The 10,767-nt window shown below is 64.7% G+C and carries 12 protein-coding genes; 5 read left to right on the plus strand and 7 right to left on the minus strand.

Going from position 1 to position 10,767, the window contains the following annotated elements; translation table 11 throughout:
- Positions 1 to 49: 49 nt before the first annotated feature.
- The 4 genes from ftsE to UP10_RS34320 all read left to right on the plus strand — a co-directional run bounded on the left by ftsE (position 50) and on the right by UP10_RS34320 (position 3,341).
- Positions 50 to 709: a cell division ATP-binding protein FtsE gene (gene ftsE, locus UP10_RS34305; protein ID WP_044538151.1), complete on the plus strand. Its 660-nt coding sequence runs from the start codon at positions 50 to 52 to the stop codon at positions 707 to 709.
- Positions 702 to 1,673 carry a cell division protein FtsX gene (locus UP10_RS34310; RefSeq protein WP_044591616.1) on the plus strand — a complete coding sequence of 324 codons (972 nt, stop codon included), beginning with the start codon at positions 702 to 704 and terminating at the stop codon, positions 1,671 to 1,673. The genes ftsE and UP10_RS34310 overlap by 8 nt, the downstream gene beginning before the upstream one ends.
- A 73-nt stretch (positions 1,674 to 1,746) precedes the next feature.
- A complete protein-coding gene (locus UP10_RS34315) occupies positions 1,747 to 2,457 on the plus strand; it encodes a YdcF family protein (RefSeq protein WP_044591617.1) in 711 nt (236 codons plus the stop codon).
- A 116-nt stretch (positions 2,458 to 2,573) separates the two neighbouring features.
- Complete coding sequence (locus UP10_RS34320; RefSeq protein WP_044591618.1) at positions 2,574 to 3,341, plus strand: lysophospholipid acyltransferase family protein; 768 nt, start codon at positions 2,574 to 2,576, stop codon at positions 3,339 to 3,341.
- A 23-nt stretch (positions 3,342 to 3,364) separates the two neighbouring features.
- On the opposite strand, the gene UP10_RS46080 is transcribed toward UP10_RS34320, so the two are convergent.
- From UP10_RS46080 to UP10_RS45530, 7 genes are all read right to left on the minus strand, one after another.
- Positions 3,365 to 3,694 carry a helix-turn-helix transcriptional regulator gene (locus tag UP10_RS46080; protein ID WP_245322073.1) on the minus strand — a complete coding sequence of 110 codons (330 nt, stop codon included), beginning with the start codon at positions 3,692 to 3,694 and terminating at the stop codon, positions 3,365 to 3,367.
- Positions 3,577 to 3,825 (minus strand): hypothetical protein, encoded by a 249-nt coding sequence (locus UP10_RS46085; protein ID WP_245322076.1) that lies wholly within the window; start codon positions 3,823 to 3,825, stop codon positions 3,577 to 3,579. The genes UP10_RS46080 and UP10_RS46085 overlap by 118 nt, the downstream gene beginning before the upstream one ends.
- A 63-nt stretch (positions 3,826 to 3,888) precedes the next feature.
- Entirely contained in the window at positions 3,889 to 4,407 is a 519-nt protein-coding gene (locus UP10_RS46090; RefSeq protein ID WP_245322074.1) for an AraC-like ligand-binding domain-containing protein, read from the minus strand.
- 171 nt (positions 4,408 to 4,578) lie between these two features.
- On the minus strand, positions 4,579 to 5,727 hold the full coding sequence (locus tag UP10_RS34335) for an ABC transporter substrate-binding protein (protein WP_044591620.1): 1,149 nt from the start codon (positions 5,725 to 5,727) through the stop codon (positions 4,579 to 4,581).
- 121 nt (positions 5,728 to 5,848) lie between these two features.
- Positions 5,849 to 9,124, minus strand: coding sequence for an efflux RND transporter permease subunit (locus UP10_RS34340; protein WP_044591621.1), 3,276 nt, complete (start codon positions 9,122 to 9,124; stop codon positions 5,849 to 5,851).
- A 319-nt stretch (positions 9,125 to 9,443) separates the two neighbouring features.
- A complete protein-coding gene (locus UP10_RS45525) occupies positions 9,444 to 9,584 on the minus strand; it encodes a hypothetical protein (RefSeq protein WP_197086969.1) in 141 nt (46 codons plus the stop codon).
- Between the two features lie 5 nt (positions 9,585 to 9,589).
- Positions 9,590 to 9,889 (minus strand): hypothetical protein, encoded by a 300-nt coding sequence (locus UP10_RS45530; RefSeq protein ID WP_050043934.1) that lies wholly within the window; start codon positions 9,887 to 9,889, stop codon positions 9,590 to 9,592.
- Positions 9,890 to 10,001: 112 nt separating this feature from the next.
- Here UP10_RS45530 and UP10_RS34350 point away from each other — a divergent pair.
- The coding region (locus UP10_RS34350) for an IS701 family transposase (protein WP_044591622.1) at positions 10,002 to 10,767 on the plus strand (766 nt) is incomplete at its 3' end.

Consider the following 10,767-nt stretch of genomic DNA (forward strand, 5'->3'; position numbering starts at 1 on the left):
CCATTGTGCAGGGTTTTGGGCGATCGCCCCTCTCGCACGGAGCTAGCGCTTGGTTCGGTTCGAAAATGTCGGTTTGCGCTACGGGCTCGGCCCGGAGATTTTGCGCGACCTCTCCTTCATGATCCCGGCGCATTCGTTCCAGTTCCTCACCGGGCCGTCCGGCGCCGGCAAGACCTCGCTGCTACGGCTGTTGTTCCTGTCGATGCGGCCAACCCGCGGGCTGGTCAATTTGTTCGGCCACGACGTTTCGCTGCTCGGCAAGGATCAGATTGCCGATTTGCGCAAGCGGATCGGCATCGTGCTGCAGGACTTCCGCCTGCTCGACCACATGACGACCTACGAGAATGTCGCGTTGCCATTCCGCGTGATGGGCCGCGAGGAGTCCAGCTATCGCCGCGAGGTGATCGACCTTTTGAAATGGGTCGGCCTCGGCGAACGCATGGACGCGCTGCCGCCGATCCTGTCGGGTGGCGAGAAGCAGCGCGCGGCGATTGCGCGCGCGGTGATCTCGCGGCCGCAATTGCTGCTGGCGGACGAGCCGACCGGCAGCGTCGACCCGACGCTCGGGCGCCGCCTGCTGCGTCTGTTCATCGAGCTCAACAAGTCCGGCACCGCCGTCATCATCGCGACCCACGATATCACGCTGATGGATCAATACGAGGCGCGGCGGCTGGTGCTGCATCAGGGACGGCTGCACATCTATGAGTAGGAACGGCGACGAGCAGGTCTCGCTGGTTGATCTCGGGCGCGAACGCCCGCAGGTCCCGGCCACGGCGCGCAACATGTCGCCGATTGTGCCGCGCGCCTCGATCTCCGGCCGCGCGCTGGTCGCGGTGGTCGCGATCATGACCTTCCTTGCCTCGATCACGACCGGCGCCGTGCTCTTGGTCAGCGCGTCGGCGGCCGAATGGCAATCGGAGGTCTCGAGCGAGATCACCATCCAGGTGCGGCCTTCGGCTGGCCGCGACCTCGATCGCGACGCTCAGGCAGCCGTGGATGCGATGCGCGCGCAGCCTGGAATCCTCGAGGTCCGACCGTTCAGCAAGGAGGAGTCGGCCAAGCTGCTCGAGCCGTGGCTCGGCAGCGGGCTCTCGATCGACGAATTGCCGGTGCCGCGCGTCATCGTGGCGCGGGTGCAGCCCGGCACGACGCTCGATCTCGCCGCGCTGCGCGCCCGGGTGACGCAGGCGGCGCCGTCGGCAAGCGTCGACGATCACCGCGCCTGGATCGAGCGCATGCGCTCGATGACCGGCGCTACCGTGTTCGCCGGCATCGGCATCCTGATTCTCGTGATCATCGCCACCATCATCTCGGTCTCGTTCGCCACGCGCGGCGCGATGGCGGCCAACCGCCCGATCGTCGAGGTCCTGCATTTCGTCGGCGCCGGCGACACCTATATCGCCAACCGCTTCCTGCGGCATTTCCTCAGGCTCGGTTTCGAGGGCGGGCTGATCGGCGGCGGCGCGGCGATGCTGGCGTTCGGCTTCTCCGAATCGATCGCCAACTGGTTCTCCGGCACGCCGGTGGGCGACCAGTTTGCGGCGCTGCTCGGCACGTTCTCGCTGCGTCCGTTGGGCTATCTAGCGCTGGCCGCGCAGGCGGCGCTGATCGCCATCATCACCGCATGGGCGTCGCGGCGCACCCTGTTTGCGACTCTTGATGACATCGAGTGACGGCAACAAAACCGGTTTCCACTTTTCCGGATCATGCTCTAAAATTGGCACCGGGGAAGGACCGCTGCATCACATGAGTTCGCAGACCGACGATACGTCGCCGAACGGCCGAGCCGCGCGCCCGCGGGGCTGGCTGCGCGCGACCGTGGTCACGTCGCTGGCGCTGGCCTTCGTCGTCGCGGCCATGGGCTTCGTCGGCTTTCTCTCGCAACTGCGCGGCGTCGAGACCGATCCGCCGCATCAGGCCGACGGGATTGTGGTGCTGACCGGCGGCTCCTCGCGGGTGTCGGATGCGATGGAATTGCTGGCCGCGGGCTACGGCAAGCGGCTGTTGATCTCGGGTGTGCATCCGACCAACGAGGCCAGCGACATCTCGCGCTCGCTGCCGGACAGCCAGAAGCTGATGCATTGCTGCGTCGATCTCGACCGCTCGGCGGTCAACACCCGCAGCAATGCCGCGGAGACCCGCCGCTGGGTGCGCGAGCGCGGCTTCAAATCGCTGATCGTGGTGACCTCTAACTACCACATGCCGCGGGCGATCGTGGAACTGTCGCATGCGATGCCCGACGTGACGCTGATTCCGTTCGCCGTGGTCGGCGACAAATGGCGTGACGAACCCTGGTGGACGAGTGGCGCGACGTTCCGTCTGCTGCTATCGGAATACGCCAAATATGTCGCGGCGGAGGTACGGGTTCGGCTGGCCGATGTCGGCCTCGATCTCACCTCCGATCTCGGCGAGCCGGCGGCCGTGCCGCGCCGTCCGACCACGGCGCTGGCCAATTGATGTATCAGGCACCGTCATTCCGGGATAGTGCGCGAGCACCAGACCCGGAATCTCGAGATTCCGGGTTCGCTTCGCGCCCCGGAATGACGGTGACCTCGTAGAGGATAGTCTTTGAGATGGCTTTGATCTTCCTGCGCTCGCTCGTCTTCAACGTGCTGTTCTACATCGTGCTGGTGCTGCTGATGGTCGTCGCGATCCCGACGCTGCTGCTGCCGCGATGGGGAGTGATGGGGCTGGAGGCGGTGTGGGCGCATGTCAGCCTGTTCCTGATGCGCGTGATCTGCAACATCAGGATCGAGTTCCGCGGCATGGAGAAGATCCCGCAGGGCGCGCTGATTATTGCCTCGAAACACCAGTCGTTCTGGGAGACCTTCGCGCTGGTGCGTTTTTTCGATCGCCCGCTGTTCATCCTGAAGCGCGAGCTGATGATGATCCCGGTGTTCGGCTGGTGCCTGAAGAAAGCCGGCATGATCTCGGTCGAGCGCGACGGCGGTCCGCGCTCGCTGCTGAAGACGCTGAAGCGCGCGGCGGGCGAGGTGAAGCGCGGCCGTCAGCTCATCATCTTTCCGGAAGGCACGCGCACCGCGCCCGGCGCACCGCCGAACTACAAGGCTGGCGTCGGCCAGATCTATGTCGAGAGCGGCGTGCCGTGCCTGCCGGTCGCGCTCAATTCCGGGCTGTTCTGGCCGCGCCGCACCTTCATGCGCTATCCCGGGACGCTGGTCGTCGAATTCCTCGATCCGTTGCCGCCGGGATTGCCGCGCGACGAATTCCTCAAACGCCTGCGCGAGCAGATCGAAACCGCCACCAACCGCATTGTCGAGGCCGGGCGCGCCGAACAGGCGCAATTGTTCGGCGGGGTGGCGAGCCGGGCAAAGGGTTAGGCTGGCCCGCTGAGCGCCAGCTCTCAACGTCGGGCGATGAGTTGAAGCAGATCGTCAGGTCCCGGCACCGCCCCCGTTTCGCGCAGCCAGGTTTCCGACAACTCCCTGACCTCGCCCGGGGTTATGCCGAAATGCCGGCGGAATGCGCGGACGAAGCTGGAATCGCTGCTGAACTGAAGGTCGAGGGCAAGGTCGATCAGGCGGTTGCCTCGCGAGCTCGGCGACACAAGCAGCCTCAGGGCGCGATCGAGCCGCTGCTCCTGGATGTAGCGTGCCAGGCCGCCATCTGCTTCGAACAACCGGTACAGGCTGGCCCGCGAAAGTTCAAAACGACGGCAGAGATCGTCGGCCACAGGGACGGCGTCTCGAGATTGGCCGCGATATAGCGCTTGATCATCGCGCGATACAGATGGTGCTCGGCGCGCTCGACGTCGCCCTCCGTATCCGCCGCGCGGCCGGCAACCCCGGCGATGATGTCGGCCATTGCCTCGATCGTCGCGGCGAGGGCCTCGGCGCTCGGCGCCACTTGCTCCCAAAACGCAGAGAACTAGCTTGCCAGCAGGCGCGCGTGGTGGTGGCTGGCCGGCAGGAAGACGGCCGTCGCCGAGTCCGGATGTGCCAGCTTCGGCGCGAGGAGACCTCGTTGCAAGAGCACCATCGTCCGGCTGCGGCCGCGCTCCGCCGTCAATACCGTGCGGTTCGGCTGCGCCATGTCGAGCAGGCAGACATCGCCCGGCCGCAATGTAACGTCGCGCCGTCCCGACGAGAAGCCCATTTCGCCCGCAAGACAAAGCGCGATGTGATAGTGATCGAGATTGCCGCGGGCGGGCGTCCGGTGATATTCCAGCGCGGATGTGGAGCTGTCGACCAGCAGGGCGTCGCCGCTCATGAGCATCGTCGAGGACAGGTAGAAATCATCCTCCGCGGTCAACGGAATCACGTTGCAGATACCGGTGGTGGCCTCGCGCAGCTGTTGCAAGCCTGCCGCGCCGTGCCTCTCGTGTCCGAATTTGCTCAAGGGCGCGGACGTGCCGCCTAAATTGGGGTCGACGGGGCGGGACTGCAAGAAACTTACTCTCGATTTCCGGCGGGCGCATACAGGACGAAGAGCAGCCGTAGCGATCCGAAATTCGCCGCGCAAGTACATCGGCAAGTCATATCGGTATGAGAGGCGCGTACGCCGTCGGCCGCCGACTGGCGCTGTACCGCTTGCGTGAGCAGTCCGCCGAGCGGCGCGCTATTTCACCAGCCTGAACTTTCCGCCCTCGACCTTGATGAGAAAGGCGGAACGCTCGTCGTAGCCATTGTGGTCGGTCGGGCTCATGGTCGAGAGGCCGTTGTTCAGATAGATGTCCTTGCCGCGCTCCAGCTCGTCGCGAAGTGCTGCGCGAAACTCCGGCGTGCCGGGCTTGGCGGTCTTCAACGCGCTCGCCGCCGCCCGCTTGAACAGCGAGATCGCGTCCCAGAGATGGGCGGCGAAGATGTTCGGCTTCTGCCCGTTGACCTTCTCGTAGTCCGAGACGAACGCGTCACGTGCCTGCCGGAACGGATCGTTCGGCGGCAGATCGTCGGCGATGGTGAAGGCTTCCCCGGTGAACACGGCGCCCTCGACGTTGGCGCCGCCGAGCTTGATGAACTCTTCCGTTGCGACCCCGTGGGTCTGGAAGATCTTGCCGGCAAAGCCGCGTTCGCGCAGCGCCTCCTGCGGCAACACGGCCGGCGTGCCGGCGGAGGCGATGAACACCGCGTCCGGGTTGGTCCCCAGCACCTTGAGGGCCTGGCCGGTGGCGCTGGTGTCGGCGCGCGCATAAACCTCATGCGTCGTCACCGTGAGCCCGAGCGTCGGCGCGAGCCGGGAGATTTCCTTGTAATAGCCTTCGCCATAGCCATCCGACACGCCGATATAGCCGAGGGTCTTGATGCCGGATTTCGCGATGTATTTGAGGATCGCCGCCGCCATCAAATCGTCGTTGGGCACCACCTTGAAGGCCCATCTGCGGCGGTCATCGATCGGCTGTACGATCGCGGTCGCCGCCGCCAGCGAGATGATCGGCGTTTTGGATTCCAGCGCGACGTCGAGCATCGGCATGGTCACAGGGGTCAGCGAGGAGCCGATCAGGATGTCGACGCCGTCCTGGATCACCAGACGCCGGGCGTTCTGGGTGCCCTTGGTGGGATCGGATTCGTCGTCGAGCGTGACGTAAACGATCTTTTCGCCGCCGACCTCCTTCGGCAGCGCCGAGATCGCGCGCATCTGGGGCCCGCCGAGCGCCGAGCCCGGTCCGGACGCGGACACCACGATTCCGACCTTGATGTCGGCATTCGCAGGCGAAGCCAGCAGCACAGTGCTCGCGGCGATCCAAAGTCCGGCAACAGCCAGCTTCATTGCACATCCTCCCGGGAAGGTCTTTTTTGTTGTCCGGTCCAAACTAGCCGGTCTGTCCGGTTTCGCATAATTGATTTCGCCGGTGCCGTCTGTCCCTCCGAATAGGGACATTGATCTGTCGTCATCCCGCGCTGCGCGCGGCCCGTCGTCGCTGGCGCCAATGTCTGGCGCGGTCGAGATAGAGATAGACCACCGGGGTGGTATAGAGCGTCAGGATCTGGCTCAGGATCAACCCGCCGAAGATCGCAATGCCGAGCGGCTGGCGCAGCTCGCTGCCCTCGCCCATGCCGATCATCAGCGGCACCGCGCCGAACAGCGCTGCCAGCGTCGTCATCATGATCGGCCGGAAGCGCATCACGCAGGCCTCAAAGATCGCCTCGCGCGACGACAGCCCGCGCTGACGCTCGGCATCGACCGCAAAGTCGATCATCATGATGGCGTTCTTCTTAACGATGCCGATCAGCAGAACCACCCCGATCGCGCCGATGATGTCGAACTCGGTATGGAACAGCAGCAGCGCCGCCACCGCACCGACGCCGGCCGAGGGCAGCGTGGACAGGATCGTAAGCGGGTGAACGTAACTCTCGTAGAGCATGCCGAGCGAGATGTAGATCGTCGCCAGCGCCGCGAGGATCAGGAACGGCTCGCTCGCCAGCGATTGCTGGAAGATCTTGGCCGCCCCCGAAAATGCGCCATGAATGCCCGTCGGCATACCGATCTGGCGCATCGTCGTCTCGATCGTCGTCGTCGCCGTGCTCAGCGAGACGCCCGGCGGGGTATTGAAGGACACGGTGCTGGCGACCAGCAGGTCCTGGTGGTTGACGGCGAGCGGCGTCACGCCCTCCTCGAATCGCGCCACGCTGGACAGCGGAATCATCGTCTCCTGGCTGGTGCTGACGGCGGTGCCGGTCGAGGCGACCCCCTTGCCGGTGGCGCCGATCGAATTGGTCGCCTGATTGCGTACCGCATTGGCCGCGACCGAACTGATCGAGCTCTTCTGCGAGGACGAGGCGACTGTTCCGGCCACCGCATTGGTGGTCTGCGAGCCGCTCGCCGATCCGCCCGTGGTCGAGATATAGATCTCCTTCAAGGTCTGCGGATTCCGCGAGTAGGGCGGCGCCACCTCCATGATCACATGATACTGGTTGCGCGCGACGAAGATCGTCGAGACCTGTCGCTGCCCGAAGGCATCGTAGAGCGTGTTGTCGAGCTGGCTGACCGAGATCCCGAGCCTCGCTGCGGTATCGCGATCGATGACCAGGTTGGATTGCAGCGCCTTGTTTTGTTGGTCGCTGTTGACGTCGGCAAGCGTCGGCTCCTTCTGCAGCGCCGCCACGAGCTTCGGCGTCCATTCGTTGAGCTCCTCGAATGTCGAGCCCTGCAGCGTGTATTGATACGCCGCATTGCCGGAACGCCCGCCGGCGCCGAGGTCGCCGATCGATTGCAGGAACAGGGTGGCGCCCGCCACCGTCGCCAGTGGCTCGCGCAATCGTTCGATCACCTGATCGGCGCGCAGTTTGCGCTCGCCGATCGGCTTCAGCGATGCGAACACCGTGCCGGTGTTGGTCGCGCCGCCCGGACCCGCACCGCCGCCGCCGGTGAAGCCGACGGCGGTGTCGACCGCCGGATCGCTTTTGACGATGTCGATGTACCGGGTGAGCTTCTCGCGCATCAACTGAAACGAGGTGTGTTGATCGGCCTGGATCGAGCCGATCAACAGTCCGGTATCCTGCTGCGGGACGAAGCCCTTCGGCACGATCGCATAGAGATGGAAGTTCAGGTATAGCGTCGAGGCCAGGATCAGCATCACCAGCAACGGATGGCGCAGCGCGATCGCAAGCGTCCGCTGATAGCCGCTCAGCATCAGCTCGAAGATGCGCTCGCTGATCCGGTAGATCCGCCCATGCGGCCGGCCGCGCTCGTCGCGCAGCAGTACTGCGCACATCATCGGCGTCGTCGTCAACGAGACCACCAGCGAGATCACGATCGCGATCGTGATCGTCATGGCGAATTCGCGGAACAGGCGGCCGACCAGGCCGCCCATCAGCAGGATCGGAACGAACACTGCGATCAGCGACACGCTCATCGACAGCACGGTAAACCCGACCTCGCAGGCGCCGAGCAGCGTGGCCTCCATGCGCGCCATGCCGGCGTCCATGTGGCGGGTGATGTTTTCCAGCACGACGATGGCGTCGTCGACCACGAATCCGGTCGCCACCGTCAGCGCCATCAGGGAGAAGATGTCGAGGCTGTAGCCAATGAGATACATCACGGCGAATGTCGCGATCAGCGACACCGCCACCGCCACGACCGGCACCAGCGTCGCCCGCGCGTTGCGCAGGAACGCGAACACCACCAGGATCACGAGCGCAACCGCGATCAGGAGCGTGATCTCGACGTCGCGCAGCGACGCGCGGATCGTCTTCGAGCGGTCGACCGCGAGCGTGACGTCGATGGCGGGCGACACCGAGGCCTGCAGCTGCGGCATCAGCGCCTTCACGCGGTCGACCATCTGGATGATGTTGGCGCCCGCTTGCCGGTACACGATCATCACGACGGCGGGCTTGCCGTTGGACAGGCCGATCGTGCGGACGTTTTCCACGGAATCGATGACGTCGCCGACATCGGTGAGGCGCACCGCCGCGCCGTTGCGGTAGGCGACGACCAGCGGCTTGTAGTCGTCCGCCTTCGTCGCCTGGTCGTTGGCATAAAGCTGGTAGCGCTGGCTTCCGACGTCGATGCCGCCCTTCGGGCTGTGGGCATTGGCGCCGGCGAGCGCGGCGCGGACATCCTCCAGGCCGATGCCGTATTTGAAAAGCGCCGGAGGGATCAGCTCGACACGCACGGCGGGCAGCGATCCGCCGCCGACCGAGACTTCACCGACGCCCTCGACCTGCGATAGCTTCTGGGCGAGCACGGTCGAGGCCGCGTCGTAAAGCTGGGCGGGCACCAGGGTATCCGACGTCAAGGTGTAGATCAGGATCGGCGCCGAGGCCGGATTGAACTTGCGGTAGGTCGGATTGCTGCGCAGGTTGGTCGGCAGGTCGGCGCGCGCCGCATTGATGGCGGCCTGGACGTCGCGCGCGGCGCCGTTGATGTCGCGACCGATATCGAACTGCAGGATGACGCGGGCCGAGCCGAGCGAGCTCACCGAGGTCATTTCGGTGACGCTGGCGATCTGGCCGAGGTGCCGCTCGAGCGGGCTTGCGACCGTGGTGGCCACGTCGGCAGGGCTGGCACCGGGTAACGTCGCCTGCACCTGGATGGTCGGAATATCGACATCGGGCAGCGGCGAGACCGGCAGCTTGAAAAATGCGATCGCCCCCGCCACCACGAGCCCAAGCGACAGCAGCGTGGTGGCGACCGGACGCCGGATAAAGGGGGCAGAGAGATTCATGCTACCAGCGATCGACGTCGTTGCGGACCAGCTTCTATCGGTCGGCGCCGCGATGCAAAAGCCTAAATGTCACAGGCCGCCGCCATACGGCCGCCGCGATTTATCGGGTGCGCCGTGCCTCGCGTCGAAAAGGATCGATCCAGCAACAATCCCGCAACAGAGGCCGTCGCCAGTCGCGCGCGGGGACGACAACTGCGACCATCCTGTACGCGCGGGGTGTTCACGTGGGCCGATTGTTGTTCTCCGCGAAGCGCTCCACCAGGTCGGACCAGAAGGGAATATACTTGATCTCCTTTGGCCTCGGCCGGCCCGGCCAGGACTAGCCGCACGCCCAGTTGAATTCCCTCTCGAAGTAGTCGTTCAAGTTGGCGCCGTAGTAGATCGCATCGGTGTAGAAGATCAAGAATACCGGGTTGCCGGACTCATGCGGCTGTTCGGGCAGGTATCGATGACCGAGCAACGGAATCAGTCTGTGGCGCGAGCGACCACGTCCCGCAGGATTTGCTCGCGCGCAGGCTTGGTAACGGGGCGCTGTCCCCATTCCGGCCACCACAATGCGCCTCTCTCGACGGAATCGAGAAGTCCATCAACGGGCCGGTCGATGGCTCGCCGCATCGCAGCCTCGTCGGTCCAGTCGTGCCCCTCGACGGGGCGCTTCTCCCTCAAGAGGGTCCTTAGATCGGGCGGAAACACCAGGCCAAAGCGATGCTGGGCGCTGTCGAGCTCAGCTTGCGAGTAGCCCTTCGTCCATTGCACCAGGGTCATTGCACGTCACACTCCTCGGCAGTCATGTAGGGTGGGTTAGTACTACTGAGTCAGAAGGCCGCAGGCGTCGGGTCTGAGAATCAAATAATTGAAGAGATTCAGATTTTGGCAGATGGAGGGCCAGATGAATCTCAAGGGCAGCGAAGCACGCTTTGCGGCGTATGTTGAGGGGCTTTCGAGCGTCATTGGTCACGCGGACCGAGCTGGGCCGCTGCGCGATTATTGCACCGGTTTGATACTGCCCGGTGAGCGCAAGAGCGTCGAGCCGATGGCGGCGAAGACGGCTCCAGCGCGGACGGCGGCCCAGCATCAGTCGCTGCTGCACTTTGTCGGTGTCGCGACCTGGTCGGACGAGAAGGTGCTGGCCAAGGTGCGCGAGATGGTGTTGCCGGCGATCGAGAAGGATGGGCCGATCGAAGCGTGGATCATCGACGACACGGCGTTCCCCAAGCAAGGCAAGCATTCGGTCGGCGTGCACCACCAATATTGCGGCCAGCTCGGCAAGCAGGCCAATTGCCAGGTAACGGTGTCGTTATCGATTGCCAACCACTCCAGCAGCCTGCCAGTGGCCTATCGGCTGTACTTGCCGCAGGATTGGACCAAGGACCGCGCACGGCGGAAGAAGGCGGGTGTGCCGAAGGACGTCAAGTTCAAAACCAAACCGGAGATCGCGCTGGAGCAGATACGTCGGGCATGTGAAGCCGGCCTGCCACGTGGCGTCGCATTGATGGATACAGCCTATGGCAACGACTCGCGTCTGCGCGCGGGCATGACGGAGTTGGGCGTATCTTACGCGGTCAGCATTTTGCCAAACACTTTGATGTGGCGACCCGGAACCGGTCCAAGGCGCAAAGGCAAACCGCTGAACAATACCGGCC

This window comes from Bradyrhizobium sp. LTSPM299, from assembly GCF_000938235.1.
Classification (GTDB): domain Bacteria; phylum Pseudomonadota; class Alphaproteobacteria; order Rhizobiales; family Xanthobacteraceae; genus Bradyrhizobium.

Bases quoted from the DNA above. Each gene is read 5' to 3' on its own strand.
- UP10_RS34310 (WP_044591616.1), top strand. From the start codon at position 702: ATGAGTAGGAACGGCGACGAGCAGGTCTCGCTGGTTGATCTCGGGCGC.
- UP10_RS34315 (WP_044591617.1), top strand. From the start codon at position 1,747: ATGAGTTCGCAGACCGACGATACGTCGCCGAACGGCCGAGCCGCGCGC.
- UP10_RS34320 (WP_044591618.1), top strand. From the start codon at position 2,574: ATGGCTTTGATCTTCCTGCGCTCGCTCGTCTTCAACGTGCTGTTCTAC.
- UP10_RS46085 (WP_245322076.1), bottom strand. From the start codon at position 3,825: ATGGCCGACATCATCGCCGGGGTTGCCGGCCGCGCGGCGGATACGGAG.
- UP10_RS34335 (WP_044591620.1), bottom strand. From the start codon at position 5,727: ATGAAGCTGGCTGTTGCCGGACTTTGGATCGCCGCGAGCACTGTGCTG.
- UP10_RS34340 (WP_044591621.1), bottom strand. From the start codon at position 9,124: ATGAATCTCTCTGCCCCCTTTATCCGGCGTCCGGTCGCCACCACGCTG.
- UP10_RS45530 (WP_050043934.1), bottom strand. From the start codon at position 9,889: ATGACCCTGGTGCAATGGACGAAGGGCTACTCGCAAGCTGAGCTCGAC.